Source organism: Dactylosporangium sp. CA-233914 (assembly GCF_050942935.1).
Lineage (GTDB): Bacteria > Actinomycetota > Actinomycetes > Mycobacteriales > Micromonosporaceae > Dactylosporangium.
In genome coordinates, this window is the sequence record NZ_CP192030.1 from 2,578,570 (window position 1) to 2,603,732 (window position 25,163).

Annotated in this window: 22 protein-coding genes; 17 read left to right on the top strand and 5 right to left on the bottom strand. The window is 73.0% G+C overall.

Going from position 1 to position 25,163, the window contains the following annotated elements:
• The first annotated feature begins 169 nt into the window (after positions 1-169).
• Positions 170-1,216 carry a LacI family DNA-binding transcriptional regulator gene (locus ACQPY0_RS11870; RefSeq protein ID WP_432987861.1) on the top strand — a complete coding sequence of 349 codons (1,047 nt, stop codon included), beginning with the start codon at positions 170-172 and terminating at the stop codon, positions 1,214-1,216.
• Between the two features lie 256 nt (positions 1,217-1,472).
• Here the strand turns inward: ACQPY0_RS11870 and ACQPY0_RS11875 are convergent, their stop codons facing one another.
• Positions 1,473-2,165 (bottom strand): ArsR/SmtB family transcription factor, encoded by a 693-nt coding sequence (locus tag ACQPY0_RS11875; RefSeq protein ID WP_432987864.1) that lies wholly within the window; start codon positions 2,163-2,165, stop codon positions 1,473-1,475.
• A gap of 112 nt (positions 2,166-2,277) precedes the next feature.
• On the opposite strand from ACQPY0_RS11875, the gene ACQPY0_RS11880 reads away from it, so the two are divergent.
• Both ACQPY0_RS11880 and ACQPY0_RS11885 read left to right on the top strand, forming a co-directional pair.
• Positions 2,278-2,868, top strand: coding sequence for a hypothetical protein (locus ACQPY0_RS11880; RefSeq protein ID WP_432987866.1), 591 nt, complete (start codon positions 2,278-2,280; stop codon positions 2,866-2,868).
• On the top strand, positions 2,865-3,593 hold the full coding sequence (locus ACQPY0_RS11885) for an isocitrate lyase/PEP mutase family protein (RefSeq protein WP_432987869.1): 729 nt from the start codon (positions 2,865-2,867) through the stop codon (positions 3,591-3,593). The genes ACQPY0_RS11880 and ACQPY0_RS11885 overlap by 4 nt, the downstream gene beginning before the upstream one ends.
• A gap of 7 nt (positions 3,594-3,600) precedes the next feature.
• Here ACQPY0_RS11885 and ACQPY0_RS11890 read toward each other — a convergent pair whose 3' ends face one another.
• Positions 3,601-4,620 carry a LacI family DNA-binding transcriptional regulator gene (locus ACQPY0_RS11890; protein WP_432987872.1) on the bottom strand — a complete coding sequence of 340 codons (1,020 nt, stop codon included), beginning with the start codon at positions 4,618-4,620 and terminating at the stop codon, positions 3,601-3,603.
• A gap of 79 nt (positions 4,621-4,699) precedes the next feature.
• Between ACQPY0_RS11890 and ACQPY0_RS11895 the strand changes: the two genes are divergently transcribed.
• From ACQPY0_RS11895 to ACQPY0_RS11905, 3 genes are all read left to right on the top strand, one after another.
• Entirely contained in the window at positions 4,700-5,389 is a 690-nt protein-coding gene (locus tag ACQPY0_RS11895; RefSeq protein WP_432987875.1) for a cupin domain-containing protein, read from the top strand.
• A gap of 9 nt (positions 5,390-5,398) precedes the next feature.
• Entirely contained in the window at positions 5,399-6,550 is a 1,152-nt protein-coding gene (locus ACQPY0_RS11900; protein ID WP_432987878.1) for a Gfo/Idh/MocA family protein, read from the top strand.
• A gap of 913 nt (positions 6,551-7,463) precedes the next feature.
• Entirely contained in the window at positions 7,464-8,267 is an 804-nt protein-coding gene (locus ACQPY0_RS11905) for a sugar phosphate isomerase/epimerase family protein (RefSeq protein ID WP_432995188.1), read from the top strand.
• 8 nt (positions 8,268-8,275) lie between these two features.
• On the opposite strand, the gene ACQPY0_RS11910 is transcribed toward ACQPY0_RS11905, so the two are convergent.
• The 3 genes from ACQPY0_RS11910 to ACQPY0_RS11920 all read right to left on the bottom strand — a co-directional run bounded on the left by ACQPY0_RS11910 (position 8,276) and on the right by ACQPY0_RS11920 (position 11,799).
• The gene (locus tag ACQPY0_RS11910) at positions 8,276-9,676 is read right to left on the bottom strand and encodes a serine/threonine-protein kinase (RefSeq protein ID WP_432987880.1); all 1,401 of its coding nucleotides are present in this window, start codon (positions 9,674-9,676) and stop codon (positions 8,276-8,278) included.
• Positions 9,677-9,971: 295 nt separating this feature from the next.
• Positions 9,972-10,439, bottom strand: coding sequence for a MarR family winged helix-turn-helix transcriptional regulator (locus ACQPY0_RS11915; RefSeq protein ID WP_432987883.1), 468 nt, complete (start codon positions 10,437-10,439; stop codon positions 9,972-9,974).
• Between the two features lie 592 nt (positions 10,440-11,031).
• On the bottom strand, positions 11,032-11,799 hold the full coding sequence (locus ACQPY0_RS11920; RefSeq protein ID WP_432987886.1) for a DUF72 domain-containing protein: 768 nt from the start codon (positions 11,797-11,799) through the stop codon (positions 11,032-11,034).
• Positions 11,800-11,993: 194 nt separating this feature from the next.
• Between ACQPY0_RS11920 and ACQPY0_RS11925 the strand changes: the two genes are divergently transcribed.
• The 11 genes from ACQPY0_RS11925 to ACQPY0_RS11975 all read left to right on the top strand — a co-directional run bounded on the left by ACQPY0_RS11925 (position 11,994) and on the right by ACQPY0_RS11975 (position 25,132).
• A complete protein-coding gene (locus tag ACQPY0_RS11925) occupies positions 11,994-12,131 on the top strand; it encodes a hypothetical protein (RefSeq protein ID WP_432987889.1) in 138 nt (45 codons plus the stop codon).
• A 639-nt stretch (positions 12,132-12,770) separates the two neighbouring features.
• Positions 12,771-15,542, top strand: coding sequence for an ATP-binding protein (locus ACQPY0_RS11930; RefSeq protein ID WP_432987891.1), 2,772 nt, complete (start codon positions 12,771-12,773; stop codon positions 15,540-15,542).
• Positions 15,543-16,303: 761 nt separating this feature from the next.
• Positions 16,304-16,558, top strand: coding sequence for a DUF6412 domain-containing protein (locus ACQPY0_RS11935; protein WP_432987893.1), 255 nt, complete (start codon positions 16,304-16,306; stop codon positions 16,556-16,558).
• Between the two features lie 745 nt (positions 16,559-17,303).
• Positions 17,304-17,894: a YidC/Oxa1 family membrane protein insertase gene (locus tag ACQPY0_RS11940; protein ID WP_432987896.1), complete on the top strand. Its 591-nt coding sequence runs from the start codon at positions 17,304-17,306 to the stop codon at positions 17,892-17,894.
• A gap of 146 nt (positions 17,895-18,040) precedes the next feature.
• On the top strand, positions 18,041-19,177 hold the full coding sequence (locus tag ACQPY0_RS11945; RefSeq protein ID WP_432987899.1) for an inositol-3-phosphate synthase: 1,137 nt from the start codon (positions 18,041-18,043) through the stop codon (positions 19,175-19,177).
• Positions 19,174-20,085, top strand: coding sequence for an SCO3242 family prenyltransferase (locus ACQPY0_RS11950; RefSeq protein WP_432987902.1), 912 nt, complete (start codon positions 19,174-19,176; stop codon positions 20,083-20,085). Before ACQPY0_RS11945 ends, ACQPY0_RS11950 begins: the two co-directional genes overlap by 4 nt.
• A gap of 168 nt (positions 20,086-20,253) precedes the next feature.
• Complete coding sequence (locus ACQPY0_RS11955) at positions 20,254-21,093, top strand: sugar phosphate isomerase/epimerase family protein (RefSeq protein ID WP_432987904.1); 840 nt, start codon at positions 20,254-20,256, stop codon at positions 21,091-21,093.
• Between the two features lie 11 nt (positions 21,094-21,104).
• Positions 21,105-21,704, top strand: a complete 600-nt coding sequence (locus ACQPY0_RS11960) for an EboA domain-containing protein (protein WP_432987907.1) — start codon at positions 21,105-21,107, stop codon at positions 21,702-21,704.
• A gap of 28 nt (positions 21,705-21,732) precedes the next feature.
• Positions 21,733-22,581 carry a TatD family hydrolase gene (locus ACQPY0_RS11965; RefSeq protein WP_432987910.1) on the top strand — a complete coding sequence of 283 codons (849 nt, stop codon included), beginning with the start codon at positions 21,733-21,735 and terminating at the stop codon, positions 22,579-22,581.
• Positions 22,581-23,738: a metabolite traffic protein EboE gene (gene eboE / locus ACQPY0_RS11970; RefSeq protein ID WP_432987912.1), complete on the top strand. Its 1,158-nt coding sequence runs from the start codon at positions 22,581-22,583 to the stop codon at positions 23,736-23,738. The genes ACQPY0_RS11965 and eboE overlap by 1 nt, the downstream gene beginning before the upstream one ends.
• Positions 23,735-25,132: an alkaline phosphatase family protein gene (locus ACQPY0_RS11975; RefSeq protein WP_432987915.1), complete on the top strand. Its 1,398-nt coding sequence runs from the start codon at positions 23,735-23,737 to the stop codon at positions 25,130-25,132. Before eboE ends, ACQPY0_RS11975 begins: the two co-directional genes overlap by 4 nt.
• The last annotated feature ends 31 nt before the right edge of the window (positions 25,133-25,163 follow it).

Genomic DNA, 25,163 nt, shown 5'->3' on the forward strand with positions numbered 1-25,163 from the left:
CGCGCGCGTACCGCACCCGGGCGGCCCTGGCCGCGACACTGCACCGCGCCGCGGAGGCCGTGGCCCCCGCCCCGGCGATGCGCTCGACGCCGGCACGTTAAGGTCTGCCTGGCGCGTTAAGGTCTGGGCAGGAGCACCGATCGACATGGGAGGCGCAGCGGTGGGGAGGGTGACCCTGCAGACGATCGCCGACCAGGTCGGAGTGAGCCGGATGACGGTGTCGAACGCGTTCTCCCGCCCGGACCAGCTGTCCCCGACCCTGCGCGACCGGATCCTGGCGGTGGCGGACGAACTGGGCTACGTCGGCCCGGACCCCGCCGCCCGGGCGCTGGCCAAGGGCACCACGGGCGCGGTCGGCATCCTCCTCACCGATTCCCTGAGCAAGGCCTTCGGCGACGAGGTGGCCACGACCTTCCTCGGCGCGATCGCCGACGAGCTGGCCCCGACCGGCCTCGGCCTGACCCTGCTGACCACGACCGAGGCCGGCAACGTGATCCCGGCCCGGGACGTGGCCATGGACGGCGCCCTGGTCTACTCGTGCGACCCGGAGAGCACCGGCGTCGACTGGCTCCTGCGCCGCAAGATCCCCCTGGTCTTCATCGACCAGATCCCGGCCGACGGCGTCCCCGCGGTGAACGTCGCCGACCGTGACGGTGCCCGGGCCGCGGCCCAGCACCTGGTCGACCTGGGCCACCGCCGGGTGGGCATCGTCACGGCGGGCATGCGGGGCGGCCACGGCATGGTCAGCCCCGACGACATGATCGACGGCTTCGTGGGCTCCCAGCGCCTGCGGGGCTGGCTCGACGCCCTCACCCCGGCGGGCATCACGCCGTCGATCGCCCGCCGGCCCCACGGCCACCCCGAGTCCGGCTACCAGGCGGCCCAGCTCCTCCTGGCCGCCCCCAACCCCCCGACGGCGATCCTGTGCTTCTCCGACGCCCTGGCCCAGGGCGTGATGGAGGCCGCCGTGGACGCGGGCCTGACCGTCCCCGGCGACCTGTCGGTGGTCGGCTTCGACGACAGCCCGGCGGCGGCCCGGATGCGCCCGCCCCTGACCACAGTGCGCCAGGACATCCACGCGAAGGGCCACGCGGCGGCAGCCGCCCTGACCCGATCCATCGAGGCGTCCAGAACGGGCGACCCCGCCCCGGCCGAACACCTGTGCCTCCCCGCCGACCTGATCATCCGCGCCAGCACAGCCGCCCCGCGCGCCTGACCATCACCTGCCGGTCGGGCTACTTCGGCTCGATGTCCTCACCGGCGAGGCGGGCGGCCACCAGCCGGATCATCGCAACTTTCATCATGGCTTCGGCGTGCGCGGGTCGCCTTGGTCGTCGCGGGCCCGGTCCAGCAGGCCGGCGCCAGATTCGCGCCGGCGCGTTGCTGGACCGAGGCGGCAATGGACCACGTCCTGGTGCGGTGTCGACAGCGTTTGCCCGCGTCCCAGTTGATCTGTGCACGGCTGGGGCGAGTCAGCCGATGCCGAGCAGGTCGCGCAGGCCGGTGCGGCCGGCGGGAGTGAGCTTGACGGCCCGGCCGCTGCCGATGCGTACCAGCCACTGCTGCGCCAGGAACCGCTCACACAGCTGGGCCCCCGCCACGCCGGCCAGGTGCGGCCGGCGCTCGGTCCAGTCGAGGCAGCCGCGGGCGAGCGGGCGGCGCTGGCGCCGCAGGGACGCCGGGTCGATGCCGCCATCGCCGGTCAGCCAGGCCAGCCCCGCGTCGGTGAGGGCGAAGCCGGCGCGCTGATCGAGCAGTCCGCGCTCGGTCATGGCGTCGGTGACCGCGACCCCGAGCTCGCCGGCGAGATGGTCGTAGCAGGTACGCGCGCGCTTCATGGCCTCCGTCGCGGCGGCCTGCCGCAGCCCCCGGCCGGGATGTCCGCAGGGCTCGAGCCGGGCTGCGAGATCCTCGACCAGGTGCGCGACGGAGGCGTCGGCGAGCCGGACGTACCGGTGCCGGCCCTGCCGCTCCTGCGCCAGAAGCCCGCCGCCGACGAGCCGGTGCAGGTGCTCGGTGGCGGTGGAGCGGGCGACCCCGGCGTGCCGGGCCAGCTCGCCGGCGGTCCAGGCGCGCCCGTCGAGCAGCGCCAGACACATGGCCGCCCGCGTCTCGTCCGCGAGCAGTGTCGCAAGGGCGGCGAGCTGACGGGCGTCGGTGCTCATGGCTCGGTCCTCTCCGCGTCGTCCGGGCACGGTGTCTGGGAACCCCCTGGCTCCATCATCCGCGCGGACGGTTCGGCCGGGGCCGAACGGTTCCCGTCGTAGCGTCGGCGGTATGCGTCAGCTCTGGTATCCCGTCCCCGAACCCGGGCCCGCCGCGGCCGGCATCGGGTGGCTGCGGGCGACCGTCAGCCGGTTCAGCAACGGCGCCGTGCACGCCCGGCGCCGGGCGGCGGTCGAGGAGTTGCTGGCCGGGATCGATCCTGCCGCGCTGCGCGAGCCGTATGCCGGACATCCCGCCGGGCGGCTCGCCGGTGCCCTCGGCATCGCGGAATCGGCGGTTCCCGGCGTCGTCGCTGACGTCCGGGTCGCGGCCGGGGCCTATCAGACCGGTGACACCACGGCCGACGCCGCCGTCGATCGGCTCGTCGCGGCGTTCGGGGGCACGTACGACGAGCGGACCGCCGCATACGTCGCCGTGCTCGTGCAGGCCTGCGACGCCACGGCGGCGCTGATCGAGCGGGCGCGGGCGAGGCCGGTGCAGGAGGTGCTGCGCGACGATCCGCCGGTGGTCGCGACCCGCCGGGTGGCGCCGGACGGTGAGGTCATCGCGGTGCCGCTGAAGGATGCGCCGTTCGGGTCGGGGCCGCGAGCGTGCCCGGGCCGTGAACACGCGCTTGCGCTGGTGGAAGGAGCCTTGCGGTGAGCGGGAGTGAGTTCGCGCAGTTGCATCGGGCCGGGGAGCCGCTCGTGCTGCCCAACGCCTGGGACGTCGCCTCGGCGCGGGCGCTGGTCGCGGCCGGGTTCGCGGCCGTCGGTACCACCAGTCTCGGGGTGGCGGCCGGTCACGGCGTCCCCGACGGCGAAGGGGCCGCCGTCGATGCGACCCTGCGGCTCGTCGGGCGGCTGAGCTCGTTGCCGGTGTTCGTCTCGGCCGACATCGAGCGGGGGTCGGTCGCGGCCGCGAGCGCGGTTGCCGAGGCCGGGGGAGCTGGGGTCAACGTCGAGGACGGGCTCGCGGAGCCGTCCGCGCACGCCCGGCTGATCCGGGACATCAAGCGGGCGGTGCCCGGCCTGTTCGTCAACGCTCGGACCGATACGCACTGGTTGCGGGCCGGGGACGTGCGCGAGGCGGTTCGGCGTGCGCGGATGTATCAGGATGCCGGGGCCGATGGAGTGTTCGTACCGGGGATGTCGGACAGATCGGAGATTTCGGAAATAGTGGAAGCGCTCGCGGTACCGCTGAATGTTCTTGCGCTTCCAAGCGGGCCGTCCGTGCGCGAACTGGCTGCACTCGGTGTCGCGCGGGTCAGCATGGGGTCGCTGCTCTTCCGGGCCTCGCTGGCCGCGGTGGTGGAGACCGCCACGGCGGTGCGCGACGGTGGTGCGGTCCGGGCGGACCTGCCCAGCTATCAGGACGTCAACGGCTGAGCGCCGGTCAGGACGGCAGCGGTTGCGTGCTCGCCCGGCGGATCAGGGTCGCCTCGGCCGGCTCGATGCGTGACTCGTCGCCGTTGCCGTCCTCCAGCGCCATCGACATCGCCCGGGCGCCCATCTCGGCCAGGGGGAGGCGGACCGTGGTCAGGGCCGGGGTCACGTCCCGGGCGATCGGCATGTCGTCGAAGCCGATCAGCGAGATCTGCTCCGGCACCGCGACTCCGCGCTCGCGCAGGGTGCTCAGGGCGCCCACTGCCATCTGGTCGTTGAGCGCCACGATCGCCGTCAGGTCGGGGGAGGAGCTCAGCAGCTCCGCCGTGGCCTCGGCGCCGCCGTCGCGGTCGAAGCCGGCGTACGCCACCCGGCGCGCCGGCAGCGTGCGGCCGGACTCGCGGGCGGCCCGGCGCAGGCCGGCCAGGCGGTCCGTGGTCGTGGTGAGCACGCGCGGGCCGGCGATGACGCCGACCTTGCGGTGGCCGGTCCCGAACAGCTCGCGGCCGGCGAGGTAGCCGCCCTCCTCGTTGGCCGGCATGACCGCGTCGCCGGGCAGCTCGTGGCGGCCGATGACGCTGACCCGGCCGCCGGTGCGGGTGTACGCGGCCAGCTTGCCCTTCAGCGCCTTGGTGAACACTGCGTCGTGGTAGCCCGAGCCGGCCAGGACAATCGCGGCGACCTGCTGGGCGCGCAGCAGTTCGACGTACTCGAGCTCGCGCGCCGGGTCGCGGTAGCTGTTGCAGATGATGACGAGCCGGCCGTGCGCGGTGGCGACCTGCTGCAGCCCGCGGGTGATCTCGGCGAAGTACGGGTCGGAGACGTCGTGCACGATCACGCCGACCGCCGTGCGCTGCGCCCTCGCCAGCAGCTGGGCGTGCGCGTTCGGCACGTACTGCAGCTCGTCGACGGCCCGCAGGACCCGGGCGCGCAACTCGTCGGTGACGAGCTTGGTGCTGCCGCTGATGATCCGGGAAGCGGTAGCCGGTGACACGCCCGCACGGCGGGCGACGTCGGCGAGCGTCGCCATCGGGACTCCTCTCCATTGACCCGCGCTCAGCGTACCGGCTAGCCTCAGGAAAGCGGTTTCCTGAATCCGGAGGGTTTCCATGGGGTCCCATCTGCCCGGCGCGGTCGGCGTGTCGCGGCTGTCGGTGTACGACACGACCGCGCCCGACGGGCTGCACGGGGGCACGCCGCACATGCATCTGACGTGCTCCGAGGGGTACGTCGTGCTCGCCGGAACGGGCCGTGTGCAGACGCTGTCGGGGGAGGGCTACCGCGAGACCGCGCTGACGCCGGGGACGGTCGCCTGGTTCCGGCCGGGCACCATCCACCGGCTCGTCAACGACGGCGGGCTGCGGATCGTGGTCCTCATGCAGAACAGCGGCCTGCCCGAGGCCGGCGACGCGGTGCTGACGTTCCCGTCCGACGTCGTCGGCGACCCGCAGGCGTACCGGGCCGCCGCGACCCTGCCCGGCGGAGCCGACCTCGCGCCCGCGTACCGCCGCCGCGACCTTGCCGTCACCGGCTTCCTGGCGATGCGCGCCGGTGGCCCCGAGGCGTTCACCGCGTTCTGCCGCGCCGCCGCCGAGCTGGTCGCCCCGCGCCTGGCCGACTGGCGGCAGCGGTGGGAGTCCGGGGCGCTGGAGGTGGCCCTTGCGACCGGGCGGCAGCTCGACGCACTCGGTAACGGCGACCTCACGCACCTGGCGGCCGGCGGCATCGAGGTGCTGCCGGCGCCGACCGAGTCGGGGCGGCACGGCATGTGCGGCCTGCTTGATATCTACATTCCCTGAAGGAGACCCGTGAACCGCGTTCCGATCGGCATCGTCCTCAACGGCGTGACCGGCCGCATGGGGTACCGCCAGCATCTCGTCCGCTCGCTGCTGGCCATCCGGGAGGAGGGCGGCCTGCCCGCCGGGGACGGCCGCCGCATCTGGCCCGAGCCGATCCTCGTCGGCCGTAACCCGGCCAAGCTGCAGGAGATCGCGGAGCGGCACGGCCTCACCGACTGGACCACCGACCTCGACGCCGCCCTGCACCGCGACGACGTGCGGATCTACTTCGACGCGCAGGTGACCCAGCAGCGCGAGAAGGCGATCCGCGCCGCGATCGAGGCCGGCAAGCACGTCTACACCGAGAAGCCCCTCGCCGAGGACACCGCCGCCGCCGCCGACCTGTGCCGCGCGGCCCGCGCCGCCGGGGTCAAGCACGGCGTCGTGCAGGACAAGCTGTTCCTGCCCGGCCTGCGCAAGCTCGCGCGGCTGGTCGAGGGCGGCTTCTTCGGCCGCATCCTGTCCGTGCGCGGCGAGTTCGGCTACTGGGTGTTCGAGGGCGACTGGCAGGCGGCGCAGCGCCCGTCGTGGAACTACCGATCGGCCGATGGCGGCGGGATCGTCGTGGACATGTTTCCCCATTGGCAGTACGTTCTGGAGCGCATTTTCGCCCCGGTACGCTCTGTCCAGGCGACCATCGCGACACATATTCCCACGCGGGTCGACGAGTCCGGCGCCGTCTACGACGCGACCGCCGACGACGCGGCCTACGGCGTCTTCGAGCTGGAGGGCGGCATCATCGCCCAGATCAACTCCTCGTGGGCGGTCCGCGTGCACCGCGACGAGCTGGTCGAGTTCCAGGTCGACGGCACCCACGGCAGCGCGGTCGCGGGCCTGCGAGAATGCCACATCCAGCACCGTGGCGCGACCCCGAAGCCGGTGTGGAACCCCGACCTGCCGGCCACGGAGCGCTTCCGCGAGCAGTGGCAGAAGGTGCCGGACAACGAGCCGTTCGACAACGGCTTCAAGGTACAGTGGGAGCGCTTTCTGCGCCACGTGGTCGACGACACGGCGTTCCCCTGGGACTTCGCGGCCGGCGCCCGGGGCGTGCAGCTGGCCGAACTCGGCCTCGAGTCGGCCCGCACCGGCCGGCGCATCGAGATCCCGTCTCTGGACCTGTAAACCACAGCACCGCGACGACGCTCACCGGCCACACCGTGTTCGACGCCCACACCCGCCGACCCGCTCGTGCCCACGCTGGATATCGCCGCGCCGGGCACGCTTGTGGCGGCGGGGTCGTGCACGTGGCGACGGGCATGCCACGGGCGGAGGTCGTCGTGCACGGCGCGGTCGCGGCGGTTCGCAAGCGGCATCACAGCTGCGGCTCGCCGCGCCCCGGCAGCGGCAAGCGGCGTTCCGGCAGCGGCAAGGGCGTTCCGGCGGTCGTGCGCGGCGTTCGGGCACTGGCAGGGGCGCCCCCGCAGCAGCAAGCGGCGTTCGGGCATTGGCAGGGGCGTTCTGGCGGTGGTGCGCGGCGTCCCGTTGTGGCACGGGTGTCACGACTTGGCAAACGGAGGCCCGCTGTGGCAAGGGGCGTGTTCCTGGCAGGAGTGGTCGTGCGGGGATGCGGTCGTCGCGGCCAGGTGCTGCACGTGGTGGCCCGCTCTTTGGCAACGGGCGTGCCCCCACTGGCGGTCGTCGTGCCTGGCGCGGTCGTGGCGGTTCGTTTGTCGCAAGCGGCGTCCCGACTGCGGCAAGGGGCGTGCCATTGGCGGGAGTCGTCGTTGCGGCTCTGTTCTTGCACGTGGCGGTCTGTTCCTGGCACGGGGCGTGCTACTGGCGGAACGTGCCTTGCACGACAGGGGCGTGGTCGCGTTGCGGCCCGCTCTCGGCGCGGGCCTGCCACCGGCGGGAACGGTTGTGCGCGGAGCGGTCGGGGCGGCCGAATTCTTGCAAGGGGAGGCCCGGACGGCGCAACGGCCGTGCCCGTCGTGGGTGGGGACTTGCGCTGTGCGAGCCCGGGCGGCCCGGCAGCGGGTGGGCACATGCGGTACAAGTGCGAAATTTTCAAGCAATGGAGGCAACTTTGGGTGACTTGTCGCGATTCTCGCTGAACCAGGCGACCACCAAGCGCTGGCCCATGGAGGACACCGTCGCCGGCTGTGTGGCGGCCGGTGTGACGGGGATCGGGCTGTGGCGTGACCAGGTCGACACGTACGGTGTCGAGCGTACTGCCGCCCTCGTCCGCTCCGCCGGGCTCGACGTCACCACGCTCTGTCGCGGCGGGTTCTTCACCGCCGACGCCTGGCGCGAGGACAACCTGCGCGCCATCGACGAGGCCGTCACGCTCGGTGCCCCCGTCCTCGTCCTGGTCAGCGGCGGCCTGCCGGACGGTAGCCGCGACATCGACGGAGCGCGACAAAGGGTCGCCGACGCGATCGCCGGGCTGGTCCCGCACGCGCAGGGGGCCGGGGTTCAGCTCGCGATCGAGCCGCTGCACCCCATGTTCGCCTCCGACCGGTGCGTGATCTCGACGCTCGGCAACGCGCTCGACATCGCCGAGCCGTTCCCGGCGGACGCCGTCGGGGTCGCCGTCGACACGTACCATCTCTGGTGGGACGACCAGGTCTGGGCGCAGCTGGCGCGGGCCGGGGCGGCGGGGCGGATCGCGTGCTTCCAGGTCGCCGACTGGATCACGCCGCTGCCGGCGGGGGTGCTGCTCGGCCGCGGGCTGCCCGGCACCGGCTGTGTGCAGATGCGCCGCTTCCGCGAGGCCGTCGACGCGACCGGGTACACCGGGCCGATCGAGGTCGAGGTCTTCCACGAGGACCTGTGGTCACGCCCCGGCCAGGAGGTGCTGGAGGAGACCATTCAGCGGTACCTCGAGCACGTCGTCTGAGGGCAGGCCTACGGCAGGTGCACCAGCGGCTGGTTGACCGGATTCGTCGTCGTCGGGTCGACCGGCGTGGGAGCCGTCGTAGTGGGGTCCGGCGGCGTCGTGGTGGTGGTGGTGACCACCGGCGGCGGCGTGGTCGTCGGGACCGGGGTCGTCGTCGTCGGGGTGGTCACCGGGCCGTCGACCGTCTGCGTCGGCGCCGGAGTCTGGGCGATGTTGGTCGGGTTGCCGATCTGCGTCGCGGTCGCCCCGCCGTTGGGCCGGCTGTCGGCACCGCCGGTCGCGTGCGGCACGGGCAGCGGCGACAGGTTGGTGGTGACCGAGTCGCCGCCGGTCGTGCCGTGGTGCGTGTCGGTGCTGGGCGTGCCGCCCATCAGGTCCGAGGTCGTCTCGGCGGCGGCGAAGACCAGAGCCAGCGCCATCGGTACGGCGATCGCCATCGACGTCACCCGCCGGCGCGACATCTGGGCCGGGCCGCGCAGCCAGCGCCGCTGCACCGGGACGGTCGCCGTCTCGAGGTCGTCGATGGCCAGGCCGAGCAGCAGCTGCCGCGCGTCCGGGCGGTCCTGCGGATCGCGGCTCAGGGCCGCGGCGACGAGGTCGCGCACCGGGTCGGGCACGCCGCTGAGGTCCGGCTCGCCCTCGAGGATCTTCCAGGCGCGGGCGGCCGCCTCCTCCCCACCGTACGGATGGCGGCCGGTCGCGGCGAAGGCGACCAGGCAGCCCCAGCCGAAGATGTCCATCGCCGCGGTGGGCTCCTCGGCGCGCAGCTGCTCGGGGGAGGCCCAGCCGAGGCTGCCGACGATGTTGCCGGTGCCGGTGATGTCGCTGGCCGCGTCGAGCGCCCGGGCGATGCCGAAGTCGATGATCCGGACGCCACCGAGCGTGACCATCAGGTTGCTCGGCTTCAGGTCGCGGTGCACGAGGCCGACGTTGTGGATGGCCGCGAGGGAGGCCGCGACCCCGAGCGCCACGCTGTGCAGCATGGCCGGGTCGAGCGGGCCGTCGTCGGCGACCAGCCGGGACAGCGGGATGCCCTCGAGATATTCGGTCACGAGGTAGGGCCGCTCCTCGAACACGCCCGAGTCGAGGACTCGCGCCGTGCAGAAGCCGGGCACCCGCTGGGCGGCGCGCACCTCGCCGGCGAAGCGCACCCGGAAGCGCGGGTCGCGGGCCAGGTGCTGGTGGACCAGCTTGACCGCGACGCGGTTGCCCTCGGGCGACTGCGCCAGGTAGACCGTGCCCATGCCGCCGACGCCGAGCTGCCCGAGCAGCCGGTATTCGTCGATCCGGATCGGGTCGTTCGGGGTGAGGTCGCCGACGGTGGCGCGCCGGGCCGGCGCGGCCGAGCGCAGCGGCAGGTCCGGCGGGCCGGACTCGCCGGCGTCGTCGTGCTTGCCTGCCTCGGTCATCGGGGTCCTTCCACGGTCTTCGCGGGTCCGGGGGTGTCGGGCCGTTCTCGTGCAGTCTGATCCCTTCATCGGGCGATGAAAAGACCACGCTGTATGCATCCCATGTGTCCGTTCGGACACCTTTGTGTGCTGCGGATCGTCGTCGACGCTGCCTCGAACAGTAGTCCAGGCAAGCCCGTTCGTCCGCGCCGGAGGTCACACCTGTTATGGCACTGTTCCGGTCTTTCTCCAACGATCGGCGGGCCGGAGAATGACGCAATTCCCCTCAACGGGGCCATTGGGGGTTGGCGCGCCGTTAGCGAGGTCGCTCCAGGTGGTCGACCAGTCCACGCAGTGCAGTCGTGATGACCGCGAGCTCGCCGGGCTCAAGATACGACAGCGCGTACGCCTCGGCGCCCTGCGACTCCGGCAGCAGATCCCGGATCAGGCGGTGCCCCTTGCGGGTCAGCTGCAGCAGCACCAGCCGGCCGTCGTCGGGGTGGTCGCTGCGCCGCATGAGCCCGCGCCCGGACAGCGTGTCCACCACGCCGGTCAGGGTGGCCTTGGAGATGCCCGCCTGCTCGGCGGCGTGCCGGGTCTCGATGCGGCGCGCGGCCCAGACGGTGCGCAGCACGACGAACCCGGTCCACGTCAGCTGATGGGCCCGCAGCACCTCCTGCTCGACGTGCTGGCGCACGGCGTTGGCGGCGCGGTGCAGGTGGAGCACGGCCTCGGTCGCCCCGTCGAAGGCGCCGGAGCCGTTCTTGCCGAGCGTTGTGGTCACCGTGTTCCGCGCGTTCCTGCTCGATCCGCCGCGACCCCGTGCTTGCCCATATGGGCGGCCCCCCTCCGGTCCCCACATCGAGTACACAGAATATCGGGAACGTCCTGGTTCCGTTGTTCCATCGTCACTCTGGGCAACCTTCTCGCGACCCTCCGGTGGCTGCCATCTGGGCGTTTACCGGGTTTGTCCGGCTGTTCTGCCGGATATCCGATGAGTTGAAACCTCTTGTGGTCGTCGGGAGGCTCCTCGTCGCCGCCCGCACAGGAGGAGAGTGGCGATGCGACCCGTCTGATACATCGGCGCCGATCGGTGTGGCGTAGGCCTCGACGGTGACGTTCGTGGTTCTGCCGGTGCTTCTGCCGGTTCCCGGTGGCGCTGCGTAGTGGCCCGCCCGGCCTGAACTGCCGGTTGCCGCTCATCCCGAACGTCGGCCATCGCGACCGGCGGACGTCTTCGGGCGCGCAGCCGCGTGAAATCAGCGGCGGCGGTCGTCGTGGTCGCGGTTGAGCAGGTGGCGGCGCTGCCACACCAGCAGCGCGAAAAATGCGGCGAGCACGAACACCGCGCAACAGAACTTGGCCACGAAGGAAGCCTACGACCAGCGCGGAACTTGCTCCGGGGCGCGCCCGAGCGCCAGTCCGCGCCGCTGCGCCAGGCGGGCGAACGCCACGGCGTCGGCGACGGCGGCGCATCCGGGATCGTTGTTGAAGTACACGTAAATGTCCGAATCTTGGAACGCCTCGGCCAGACGGCCCGTCCAGGTGTCGAGGGCGGAGCGGCCGTAACGCGGCCAGGGCGCTGCGCGCCCCTCGTGCAGGCGCAGATAGCCCCACTTCGCGGTGCGCCACAGCGGCGCCTGCGGGCGGCCCTTGCGGTCCGACCAGCACAAGGCCGCTTCATTTCGCAGCAGTACCGCCCTGACGTCGCCGTTCCACCACGAACTGTGACGCGGCTCGACGGCGACGCGCACCCCACGCGGAAAGGCCCGCAGCGTCTCGTCGAGGGCCTCCGGGTTCGCGGGAAGGGTCGGCGGCAGTTGCAGCAGTACCGGCCCGAGCCTGCGCTCCAGCCCGGCGGCCCGGTCCATCAGGCGTTCGACCGGCTCCGTCGGCTCCCGCAGGCGCTTGACGTGCGTGAGGAAGCGGCTCGCCTTGACCGCGACGACGAAGTCCGCCGGGGTGCGCGCCCGCCAGTCCTCGAACGTACGCCGCTCGGGCAGCCGGTAGAACGCGTTGTTCACCTCGACCGTCGAGAACGCCGCCGCGTAGTGCTCCAGCCACAGGCGGTGCGGGACGTCGCGGGGATAGAAGCGGCCCCGCCAGTCCTGGTACTGCCAGCCGGAGGTCCCGATACGCATCATGTATCGACCAATTCCCCGGCTGAGGCCGCCGTAACCTGCGCAAACGCCGGATGACTAGACGGGGCTAGGGATACGTAGACGGCCGCCCGTGCCGTCTACGTATGTCGGGGAGGTGGGATTACGTAAGTGATACCGATGGAGCGTGGGCCTTACTCCGACAGGATGGAGTCACAAGGTTGAAAGGGGTCCCGACCATGAACGTCCACGACGGTCTGCTCACCGAGCTCGTCCGCCAGCGCCACCTGGACATGCTCGACGAGGCCAAGCACTGGTCAAGCCGCGTGAAGCTGCGGCGTCGAACGCGGCGCGAGCGCGAGCGCGCAACCGCCTGACATGCCGCTGCGAGGGCCGCCCGGGAAGGCGGCCTGTCCGGTGCCCGAACCTGCCGCGACCGAACCGCGGGGGAGAGCAGCCCCGGTGCGTCGGCGTGGACCATACCCCTGCTGGTGGTCCGCGCCGCAGCACCGGGGCTGCTCTGGTTCTGGGGTCCCCAAGTGTGATGACCAAGGATCCGTGGTTCGAACTTGGCTGACGGTGTAGCGACGTGCCATCGGATCTGCGCCTGATTCCGGACACCACCGCCCCGGCGGCGCCATCATCCAGATGCCGATCCGCGGCGGCCGCAGCGCAGCACCAGCCGCCAGGTTCCGGTCGGCGTGCTCGGCTGAACAGGCCTTAGTTAGGTGCCAACCCGATGACTAGAGCGGCCGGAGGCGTCAGAATACGTAACAGGTGCAGATGGCACCGGGGCCTTACTTCGACAGCATGGAGTCATCGAAGGAACCACCCGGCCAAGGAGTCGAGATGATGCACCCCGTTTTTCTGTTCAGCCAGCTCCAGCACCGGCAGCAGGGCCTGCTCGGCCTCGGCTCGCACGCCCGCGCGGCCGGCCGCGGCAGGCGCCGCCGCTGGTGGCGCGGGTCGCGTCCGTCACAGCCGGAGCACCGGCCGGTCGCCGGTAGGCTGGTGGCGTGCGGGCCAGCCGTAGCGGAATGAGCCAGGTGATGGTCGGCCGCGGCGACGAGCTGCGCCGGTTGCGCCGCCTCATCGACACGTCCGAGCCTTCCATCGCCATGCTCGGCGGGGAGCCGGGCATCGGCAAGAGCCGTCTGGTCCAGGAACTGATCGCGGGGCAGCCCGAGACGGTTCCGGTGCTCGACGGCCAGGCCGATCCCGGCACCCTCAGCCGCCCCTTCGAGGTCCTCCTCGACGCCATCGACAGCTGTAACCGCTCCGAGCATCTCGAGCCGGAGCAGCTGACGATCGTCACCGACGCGTCCCGCTCGATGATCGACCGCATCCAGGCCGGCCTGGAGATCGTGCGCCAGCTGACCACGCCCGGCTCGTCGATCGTGGTCTTCGAGGACCTGCACTGGGCCGACTCCGAGAGCGTCGCGCTGTTCGAGCGGATCGCCGAGCTGCCCGGCCCCCGGCTGCTCATCGGGACCTATCGGCCCGACGAGGTCACCCGCCGGCACCCGCTCGCCGACCTGCTGACCCGGCTCGAACGGCGATACACGGTGACCAACGTGCGGCTCGAGCGCCTCAGCCTCGCCGACACGTCGATGTTCCTGAAGTCCGCGACCGGGCGCCCTCCGGCATATCGCACCGCGCTGTCCATGCACAACCGCACCGGCGGAAACCCGTTCTTCCTCGAGGAGCTGCTCAAGGCCAACGGCGACGGCGACCTCGACACCCTGTGTGACCGGCCCCTGCCGTGGAACGTCGCCGAGGCCCTGCGCCGCCAGCTCGACGACCTCGACGACGCCGAGAAGCGCATCGTCGAGGCGGCCGCCGTGCTCGGCCGCAAGGTCCCGTTCGACCTGCTCGCCGCCGTCACCGGCTTCGACGAGAACGAGCTCATCGACGGCCTGCGGGCCCTGGTGCGCCGCGGCCTCATGGTCGAGACCGGCGACGACGAGTTCAGCTTCCGCCACGCCCTGACCCGCGAGGCCCTCGTCGACGAGATGCTCGCCCGGCAGCGCCGCCGCCTGCACGAGCTCGCGCTCGAGACGCTGCTGTCGACCGGCAGCAAGGACTACGCGCTGGTCGCGCACCACGCCAAGGGCGCCGGGCGATACCTCGACATGGTCGAGGCCGCGCGGCGCGGGCTGGTGGTCTATCTGGCGATGGGCTCGCCCTACCAGGCGCTCCAGCTCGCCGAGATGGGCCTCGACGAGCTGCCCGACGACGTCGAGCTGCTCTCCTGCGGCGCCCGGGCCGCGTGGCTGGCCGGCCTCCTCGACGACGCGCAGGAGCTCGGCCGGCGCTGGCTCGCCGCCGCCGCGACCCGCGAGGAGCGCGCCGACGCGCTGCGGCTGCTGGTCCGGCTCAGCTGGGAGATCGGCAGCAGCGGCAGCATGCAGGAGCGGGCCGCCCAGCTGCGGGCCGAGATCGCGCACCTCGACGACGGCCCGGCGAAGGCGCAGGCGTATGCGGCGATCGCCCAGGCGTACATGCTGCACGATGACACCGAGCGCGCCGTGGCCTGGGCCGACATGGCGATCGCCCTCGGCGAGGAGCTGGGGCTGCCCGCCGTCTGGCTCGCCGGCAAGGTCGAGAAGGGCTCCGCCCTGGTCAACGTCGCCGCCGGCGTCGACGAGGGTGTCAAGCTGCTCAACGAGGCCGCGCGCGAGGCCGAGGAGGCCGGCGAGTGGCTGCTGGCCGCGCGGTCGCTCAACAACCTCTACAACCTGCTCCCGGGCGGCCCCGCCGACTGGTCTGCCGCGCTCGAGCGTATGCGCACCTTCGCCGAGCGGGCCGGGTTCGAGTCGCTGGCCGTCGCCGCCTACTTCCAGGGCCGGGCCCGCCTCTCCGTCCAGGAGGGCAACCTGGGCGCCGCCCTGAGCGAGCTCGAGTCGGCCCGCCGCCGCGACCGCGGCCTGCTGCGCACCCGCAACGGCAGCGACTACCACGGCGTCCTCTTCGCCGGCCTCCTGCTCGAGGCCGGCGAGCTTGACAAGGCCGACATGGTCATCCGCGGCCTGATCGAGCAGTCCACCGACGCCTACACGATGCTCACCCAGACCTCGGTCCCCGGCCTGCAGTTCCATCTGGCCTGCCGCCTGGGCCGCACCGACCAGGCCCGCGAGCTGCTGCGCACCGTCCTCGACGCGGTGCGGGTCACCGGCGTGACGGGCCGCGACTTCGCCCACGACCTGATCTCCGCGGGCCTCTCGGCCGGCCTCATCCCCGCCGAGCTGCGCCCCCTGGCCGAGGCCATCGACGACCCGCTCTTCGACGATGCGTATCGCTGGCTCGCCAACGCCCAGATCGCCGAGGCCGAGGGCGACACCGAGGAGGCCCTGCGCCTCTACCGCGCCGCGGTCGCCGAGCCCACCATGCTCCTGCCGGCCCAGCGCGGCACCGGCCACCTGGGAGCCGCCCGCTGCCACCTGGCCCTGGGCAACCCAGACGCGGCCCGCACCGACACCCGAGCCGCCGAGCCCCACCTGTCCCGCTGGGCGGGCTGGCGCGTGGCCGAGCTGACGGCCCTACGCAGCCGCCTGGGCCTGTCAGCACCGCCGTCCACCGGCCCCGCCGACCAGTCCCTGACCCCCCGCGAACGCGAGGTAGCCGTCCTACTGGCCGAGGGCCTGACCAACGCAGAACTGGCCCGCCGCCTATACATTTCCCCAAGAACAGCCGCCGTCCACGTCTCCAACATCCTGAACAAACTCAACCTGGACTCCCGCACCCAGATAGCCGCCTGGGTAAAGTCCCGCAGCACCCCGACTCCCTGACCCACGAATCCACGCCCCACACCCTGCCCCACGCCCCACACCCTGCCCCACGCCCCACGTCCTGCCCTACGCGCCGCACCCAGTCTCGCGCCCCGTGCTCCGCGCCCCGTGCCCGTGCTCCGCGCCCCGTGCCCGTGCTCCGCGCCCCGTGCCCGTGCTCCGCGCCCCGTGCTCTGCCCCGCGCGCCCCGTGCCCCGTGCCCCGTGCCCCGTGCCCGTGCCCCGCCCCGCCCCATGCGCCGCGCTCAGGTCTCGCGCCCCGCGCCGTGCCCCGCGCTCGTGCCCGTGCCCCGCGCTCGTGCCCCGTGCCCGTGCCCCGTGCCCCGCGCCCGTGCCCCCGCCCCGCCCCACGCGCCGCGCCCAGGTCTCGCGCCCCACGCCCCACGCCCCACGGGCCGCGCTCACGACTCAGGCCCCTGCCCCGCGCCCACGACTCGCGCCACGTGGCCCACCGCCACCCGCCGCCCGCGCCAGCGCGGCCGTCCGAACTCTGCCGGCCCATCTCCGCCGCCGTGGGCTCACCACCCTCGGGGCCCATCCGCCCCGCGCTTGCACTACAGCGGCCCATCCCCAGATCCACCTGCGTCAGGATCTACCCGTTCTCCGGCCGTGCGCATCTCTGCCAACCGCTCCGCCGACCAGCGTCGACCTGCTTGTGTCCAGGGCCAAGTCGATCGCGACGCCCAGGCTCTCATGCCTGAACTGTGCCGGTCTTGCCGCAAACCTGGTTCGCGGTTGCCTTGGCTCGGTAGCATCTGACGCATGTCGTGGTCATTGACCACCCTCCTCACCGCGTGGGCCTTCGCCGGCTCGCCCGGTGACGTCGTCGCGGTGGCCACCGCAGTGCTGGCCGCGCTGGCCGTCGTGCTCGCCGCCCGGCTCGTGGCCGGGGCCCCCGCGACCTCCGCGCGGATGCTGGCCGTGCCGGCCCGGGCCCGTAGCGCCCGGCGGCAGCCCATTCGCAGCGTCGATCCCGATGCGGCCGGCCGTCCCCGGCCCCGCGCGCCCGGAATCTGAACCCGCCGCCTCGTCCCGACGGCACCGCTCGGCCGCCCGCTCATGGGTTGGTCGGCTGAGCAGAGCGGGCCGGCTTCCGGTGACGGGTGGGCACGGCGGTCGGGTTGCCGGGCTGAAACTGGAATCGCCTCGCTGTGTGAGCAATGGGTCGGCCGCCATGCGGATCGCCATTGCCCAGCGCGGCCGGCCGGTTCCAGGCAATGCCCGATGAGGCGATGTGGCCGGCCGCGGAATTGCACCCCAGGCCAAAATCCGCCGCGAAGCGCCTTTGCGACGGGGATGCCACAGCGCTGAAACACCCATAACGCTGAAGCCCCCGTAGCGACGGAATCTTCAACACCGGGTCCGGCAGCGCCGGGGTCCTCGTGCCGACTTCGCGGTGCTGGATCCCACGGTGCTGGGTTCTCCGCAGTCCCGGGTTCCGTGGTGCCGGGCTCCGTCGTGCCTGATTCCGCAATGCCGGACTCCGCAGTGCGGGTAACACGACGCCGGGATGCCTGGATGTCCGTAGCGCGGCGGTCGAAGTCCCGACGCGACCCGGAACAACCGCCGGGACCCCCGGCCTTCCCCGACCCAAGGGCTCACCCACCGCACCGCCGGGCTGACGAGCGGCGTTCAGCACAGATCCACAAGGAACGCGCATCAACCAGGTCATCGCACCCGGGCACCGCATCGCGCGGCCGGGTCGGTGGCGGCTGTCGAGATCGAGAAACGTTGACGTTGCGACCAGTGAAGGGTCGGAATCGTGGTTCATCATGTTTTGCTGGGGCTGGCCGGGTTGCTGGGATCGGTGCCGGCCGCCATTGTTGTCGCCACCCTCGTGCTGCGGGCGTTGCTGCTGCCGTTGAGTATGCGGTCGTACCACGCCCAGCGCGTCCGTGCGCGGTTGGCGCCCCGGATCGCCGAGCTTCGGCAGCGGCACGGGCACGAGCCCGTGGTGCTCGCCCAGGAGACGACGGCCGTGCTGCGCGCGGCCGGGTCGGGGCCGTTCGCCGGGCTGGTACCGGTGCTCGCGCAGGCGCCGTTCGTCTGGCTGCTGTATCGCGAGTTCACCAACGGCGGCATGCACGACCATACGCTGCTCGGCGCCGACCTGACCCTGCGGCTCATCGCGCACCCGGCGCTGCTGGCCGGGTGGATCATCGTCGCGCTGCTGGTGGCGGTCGCGGTGTGGAACCTGCGCCGGCTGCCCGCCGACGCGCCGCGGCTCGTGCGTGTGGCGACCTTCGGGACGGTGGTGTTCGCGCCGCTCGTGCCGCTCGCGGCCGGCATTTACCTGGTCACGACCGGGGTGTGGACGGCCGTCGAGCGATGGGTGTTCCTGCCTCGACTTTAGTTCACATAGCCGCAAACTTCCCTTGATTTCAACGAAAGTTCGGTTGGTACTGGCGGAAAGGGTGGAGGGGGATCTAGGCTTCGTACCCAGCGACAGTCGGCGATGTCGCCTCAGCTCCACAGTTCCTCACCCGCTAGGAGGAGCCCGTGCGTACGGGTGTGTGGCTGGTAGGCGCGCGCGGTTCCGTCGCCGTCACCAGCATCGTCGGCGCTGCGGCGCTGAAGGCCGGACTCGCCGAACCGGCCGGTTGCGTCTGCGAGCATCCGCGGTTGCGCAGCGGGGCCCTGCCCGGCTTCGCTGACCTGGTGTTCGGTGGTCACGACGTGGCCGACACCGGACTGCTGAAACGGGCCGAGGCCCTCGCCGCAGCCGGTGTCGTGCCCACGCCACTGGTCGCCGCGCTCCACAGTGAACTGTCTACAGTGGAGGAGGAGGTACGACCGTTACCGCGAGCGGACACCCAGCGTGACACCGCGGAGGCGATCGCCGCCGACATCGCCTCCTTCCGCGAGCGGCACGACCTGGAGCGGGTCGTCGTGGTCAACGTGGCCTCGACCGAGCCCGCCGCCGCGAGACACCCGGCGCACGAGAGCCTGGAGAGTCTCCGTCAGGCATTGGCAACCCCGGATGTCGTACTTCCGGCAAGCGCCCTGACCGCCTACGCCGCCCTGAGCGCGGGCTGCCCGTACGTGGACTTCACCCCGTCCACCGGCACCCGCCTCCCGGCACTGCACGAGCTCGCGTCGCGCCAGAACGTCCCGTACGCGGGCCACGACGGCAAGACCGGCGAGACGCTGCTCAAGTCCGTGCTGGCCCCGATGTTCGCCATGCGCCGGCTGGATGTGCGCTCCTGGTCGGGCATCAACCTCCTCGGCGGCGGCGACGGCGCCACGCTGTCGGAGCCGGCCGCCAACGCCGCCAAGTCGGCCAGCAAGCAGCGGGTCCTGGGCGAGACCCTGGGCTACGTCCCCGACGGGCACACCCGCATCGAGTACGTCCCCGACATCGGCGACTTCAAGACCGCCTGGGACCTGGTCACCTTCGCCGGCTTCCTGGGCACCCCGATGCGCATGGAGTTCACCTGGCACGGCTGCGACTCCGCCCTCGCCGCGCCGCTGGTCCTGGACCTGGCCCGCATCACCGCCGCCGCCCACCGTAACGGACTCTGCGGCCCGCTGCCGGAACTCGCCTTCTTCTTCAAGGACCCGCTCGGCACCGCGCCCCCGCACGGCCTGGCCGAGCAGTTCGAGGCGCTCGTCACCTTCGTGCAGAGCCTGCGATGAAGCGGCGAAAGCTGACCGAACCGTGGCGAACCGGCGGCCTTCGCCGGAGCGGGACCTGGCGCGATCTGGCCGAACTGGTCCGCGCCCCGGCCGCGCTCTCGGTCCCCGGTGACGTCATCGCCGGCGCGGCGGCCGCGCGGCGGCTGGGTCCGCGCACGGCGGGCCTGGCCGGGGCGAGCGTCCTGCTGTACTGGGCCGGCATGGCCGCCAACGACTGGTCCGACCGCGAAATCGACGCCAAGGAACGCCCCGGCCGCCCGATCCCGTCCGGCCGCGTGACACCGGCGACGGCACTGGGCGTCGCCACGGGCCTCACCGCCGCGGGCGTGCTCGCGGCGGGCCTCACCGGCGGCCGGCGGGCCCTGGCGGTCGCGGTCCCCTTGGCCGGGGCGATCTGGGCCTACGACCTGCGCCTGAAGTATCCGGCCGTGATGGCGACCTGCCGCGGCCTCAACGTCCTGCTGGGCGCGACGGACGGGCGGCTGCGGCAGGCGCTCTGGCCGGCGGCGACCGTGTTCGCCCACACCTACGCGGTGACCGCCCTGTCCGGGGCCGAGGTGGACGGCGCAGCACCCGAGCTGCCCAAAGCTACCCTGGCCGCAACGGCGGCCGTCGCGGTGGCCGCGAGGGCGGAGGCCGGGAGCCCGAAGCCGGCGGCCGTGTTCGGGCGGCCGGTGGCGACCGCGCTCGCGGCCTGGTACGCGGTCCGATTCGGGCGTCCGCAGGTGGAGGCGGTGCGGGATCCGGACGCGGCGCACATCCGCGGCGCGGTCGGGGCCGGCATCCTCAACCTTCCCGTCCTGCAGGGCGCGCTGACCGCCCGGGCCGGGGCCCCGCTGACCGGCCTGGCCGTCGCGGCGGCCGCGCCCGTCGCGCGGCGCCTGTCGCGGAAGGTGTCGCCGACGTGAGCGGTCCGGAGCGCAGCGGAGGGGCCGTTCACCATAGGCTCAGTTTCCTCGCGCCGGCGCCGGAGCTTGCGGAGGTGCCGGCGTGAGCGGTCCGGAGCGCAGCGGAGGGGCCGTTCACCATAGGCTCAGTTTCCTCGCGCCGGCGCCGGAGCTTGCGGAGGTGCCGGCGTGAGCGGGCTGCGGTTCGGCTACGGCACCAACGGCTTCAGCAACCATCGGCTCGACGACGCGATCGACGTCATCGCCGGGCTCGGGTACGACGGGGTCGCGCTCACCCTCGACCACCATCATCTCGACCCGTTCGACGGCAACCTCGCGCGCCAGGTGCAACACGTGTCCCGCCGGCTGCAGGCCCACGGCCTCGGGGTGGTGATCGAGACGGGGGCTCGATACCTGCTCGACAGATGGCACAAGCATGCCCCAACGCTGCAGGACGACCAGCCCGGGCCGCGGATCGAGTTCCTGCGGCGCGCGGTTCGCATCGGGGCCGACCTCGGCGCGGAGGCGGTCAGCTTCTGGGCCGGTGTGCCCCCGCACGGGCTGGACCGGGCCGAGGCGTGGCGGCGGCTCGTCGGCGGCTGCGCCGAGGTGCTCGCCGCGGCCGAGGGGGCGGAGATGATGCTGGGCTTCGAGCCGGAGCCGGGCATGCTAGTCGAGTCGATGGCCGACTGGGAGCGGCTGCGCGCGGACCTCGGCGCGCCCCTGCACTTCGGGCTGACGCTGGACATCGGGCACTGTCGCTGCCTGGAGCCGGTCCCGGCCGACGAGTGCGTGCGCCGCGCCGCCGGGTCGCTGGTCAACGTGCAGATCGACGACATGCGCCGCGGCGTGCACGAGCACCTCGAGTTCGGCCAGGGGGAGGTCGACTTCCCGCCGGTGCTGCGCGCGCTGGCCGAGATCGGCTACGGCGGCCTGGTCGCGGTCGAGCTGCCGCGGCACAGTCACGCCGCCCCGGCCGTCGCCCGCGAGTCCCTGGCCTTCCTGCGCGAGAAGGAGGCGGTGTCGTGAGGACCCCAACGATGAGGATCGAGACGGTCGCCGAGGGGCTGCGGGCCGAGCTGACCGACCCGGTCTGGCTCGACACGGCGCTTGCGACCGTGGCCCGCCAGCCCGCCGCCATCGCCCGGCTGTTCCCGGCCGCCGGGCGGCGCTGCGGGCGCTGGATGCTCACGCAGCCGCCCGGCTGGAGCAGCGACGACGCCGCCCGGGTGCTGCTGCTGACCCGGCTGCCGGTCAAGACCGAGATCCCGATGCTGTACCGCTACGGCGACGCCGCCGAGAAACGGGCTGTGCTGCGGGCGCTGCCGTGGCTGGACCTGCCGCGGGAGGTCGCCGAGCCGATCCTGCACGACGCGCTGCGCACCAACGACACCCGGCTCGTCGCCGCCGCGCTCGGCCCCGCCGCCCGGCACCTCGACCAGCCCGCGTGGCGGCACGGGGTGCTCAAGGCGGTGTTCATGCAGCTGCCGCTGGCCGGCGTCGCCGATCTCGACGAGCGCGCCGACGGGGAGCTGGCGGAAATGCTCGCCGGGCTCGCTGAGGAGCGCCGGGCCGCCGGGCGGGCGCTGGCCGCCGACGCGACCGAGCTGCTGCAGCGTATCCGTTCAAGCGCCCGCTGACCCACCCACTCCTGCCAGAGGGGCCCTCATGCGCATCTTCGACCCCCACATCCACATGACGTCGAGGACCACCGACGACTACGAGCGGATGGCCGCCGCGGGAGTGCGGGCGCTCGTCGAGCCCGCGTTCTGGCTCGGCCAGCCGCGCACCAGCGCCGGGTCGTTCGTCGACTACTTCGACGCCCTCGTCGGCTGGGAGCCGTTCCGCGCGAGCCAGTTCGGCATCCGCCACCACGCGACGATCGCGCTCAACCCGAAGGAGGCCAACGACCCGCGCTGCCGCGAGGTCCTGGACGTCCTGCCGCGATACCTGGACAAGGACGGCGTCGTCGCGGTCGGCGAGATCGGCTACGACTCGATGACCCCGGAGGAGGACGAGGTGTTCGCCGCGCAGCTCGCCCTCGCCGTCGAGCACGAGCTGCCCGCGCTCGTGCACACCCCGCACCGGGACAAGGCGCGGGGCACTGAGCGGACGCTCGCGGTCGTGCGCGAGTCCGGCATCGACCCGGGCCGGGTCGCCGTCGACCACCTCAACGAGGTCACCGTCGCCCAGGTCGCCGAAAGCGGCTGCTGGATGGGCTTCTCCATCTACCCCGACACGAAGATGTCGGCGGAGCGGATGGTGCACATCCTGCGCGAGTACGGCCCGCAGCGCGTGCTCGTCAACTCCGCCGCCGACTGGGGCCGCTCGGATCCGCTGCTCACCCGGCGTACGGGCGAGGCGATGCTGGCCGCCGGCTTCGACGAGGACACCGTGGACCGCGTGCTGTGGCGCAACCCGGTCGAGTTCTACGGCCAGTCCGGCCGGCTGGAGCTGTCCGCGGTGGAGCGGGACGAGGCGTACGCGGGCAACTCGATCCGGCGCGGGGGTGACTGATGCGATTGCGGCATCGCGACGGCCAGATCGTGCACCTTGCGTACGGCACCAACGTCCACCCCGCCGAGGACCTGCGCGGCATCGTCGAGCAGCTGGACACCTACGCCACGCCGATGCGCGAACGGCTCGGCACCGGCGTGCTCGGCCTCGGCCTGTGGCTGAGCTCGGGCGTCGCGGCCGAGCTCGCCGCCGACGTGGCCGGCCGCCGGCGACTGCGCCGCGAGCTCGACGCCCGCGGCCTGGAGGTGGTGACCCTCAACGGCTTCCCGTACCGCGAGTTCCACGCCCCGATCGTCAAGCGCGCCGTGTACAGCCCGGACTGGGCCGATCCCCGGCGCCTGCGGTACACCCTCGACCTGGCCGGGATCCTGGTCGACCTGCTCCCGGACGACGCCGCCCGCGGCTCGATCTCGACACTGCCGCTGGGCTGGCGCAACCCGTGGGACGCTCCGCAGGTGGCCCGGGTCGGCCGGACCCTGGACGCCCTGGCCGAGGGCCTCGCGGCGGTGGCGGCCCGGTCCGGCCGCACGATCCGCGTCGCCTTCGAGCCCGAGCCCGGCTGCGTCATCGAGAACACCTTGCAGGCCGCCGTGCACCTGGACCGGGTCGACCGCCGTTTCCTGGGCGTCTGCGTCGACCTGGCGCACCTGGCGTGCGCCTGGGAGGACCCGGTCACCGCTGTGCAGCGCCTGGCCCGCGCCGGTCTGCCGGTGGTGAAGGTCCAGGTCTCGGCCGCGCTGGAGGTCCCCGACCCGGCCGGGGCCCGCGACGTGCTGGCCCGCTACGCCGAGCCGCGTTTCCTGCACCAGACCCGGACCCAGGGCTGCCGCGAGTCCTACGACGACCTGGACGAGGCCCTGCGGGCCGGGGCGGACGGCCCGTGGCGGGTGCACTACCACGTGCCGCTGCACGCCGAGCCGGAGCCGCCGCTGCGGGCCACGACCGGCGTGCTGCGGGCCGGCCTGGGCGCCCTGGTCGGTGGCCCGATCGCGGCCTGCGACCACCTCGAGGTGGAGACGTACACCTGGAGCGTCCTGCCACCCGGCCGCCGCCCCGAGGGCCCGCTCGCCCTCGCCCACGGCATGGCCGCCGAGCTCGCGTTCGCGCGCGACACCCTGCAGGATCTCGGCCTCAAATCCCTGGAGCGCACCCCATGAGCCGTCCCCTTGTCGTGCTCGACGTCGTCGGGCTGACGCCGCGGCTGCTGCCGCACATGCCGAACCTCGCCCGCCTCGGCCCCGCCGTCCCGCTCGAGCCCGTGCTGCCGGCCGTCACCTGCCCGGTGCAGTCGACGTTCCTCACCGGCGAGCCGCCCGCCGGGCACGGGATCGTGGGCAACGGGTGGTACTTCCGCGACCTCGGCGAGGTGTTCCTCTGGCGCCAGCACAACGCGCTCGTCCAGGGTGACAAGCTCTGGCACGCCGCCCGGCGCGTCGAGCCCGGCTACACCGTCGCCAACGTCTGCTGGTGGTACGCGATGGGCGCCGACGTCGACTGGACCGTCACCCCGCGCCCTATCTACTACGCCGACGGGCGCAAGGAGCCGGACTGCTACACCTTCCCGCCCGCGCTGCACGACGAGTTGCAGGACGCGCTCGGCCCGTTCCCGCTGTTCACCTACTGGGGCCCGGGCGCCGGCCTGCCCTCCTCGGCCTGGATCGCCAGGGCCGCCGAGCGGATCCTGGCCGACAAGCGGCCCGACCTGACCCTCGTGTACCTGCCGCACCTCGACTACGACCTGCAGCGCTACGGCCCGTCCGACCCCCGCGCGGCGCGGGCCGCGGCGGAGCTCGACACCGTCCTCGGGCCGCTGCTGGACGCCGCCGAGGCGCGCGGGGCCACGACGGTCGTGCTGTCGGAGTACGGCATCACGGACGTGTCGCGGCCCGTGGACGTCAACCGGATGCTGCGCGCCGAGGGGCTGCTCAACGTCTACACCCAGGACGGGATGGAGTACCTCGACCCGTGGACGTCCCGCGCGTTCTGCGTCGCCGACCACCAGGTCGCGCACGTGTACGTGCGCGATGCGCAGGACGTTTCCACGGTACGCAAGCTGTGCTCCGGCCTGGACGGCGTCGGCGAGGTGCTCGACGCCGAGGGCAAGCGGCACGCCGGCCTGGATCACGAGCGCTCCGGCGAGCTCGTCCTGCTTGCCGAGCCCGACGCCTGGTTCACGTACTACTACTGGCTCGACGACGCCCGCGCGCCCGACTTCGCGCGGCTCGTCGAGATCCACCGCAAGCCCGGATACGACCCCGCGGAGCTGTTCTTCGACCCCGCCGGGCCGGGCGCGGCGAAGGCCCGGGCCGGGCTCGCGCTGCTGCGCAAGAAGCTCGGGATGCGGTACCTCATGAGCGCGGTCGGCCTCGACGCGGGCGCCCGCGCGGTGAAGGGCTCGCACGGGCTGCTTCCCGCCGACCCCGGCGACGGCCCGGTCTGGCTGTGCGGCGACCCGGACCTGCGGACCGGCCCCGTCAAGGCGACCGAGGTCAAGCAGCTGCTGCTGAGGCTGGCCGGCCTGCATCCCGCGGCAGGTGATGCGCGGACCTGATCCGGTGCGTCTCGGCGTCCGCGGCCCGCGA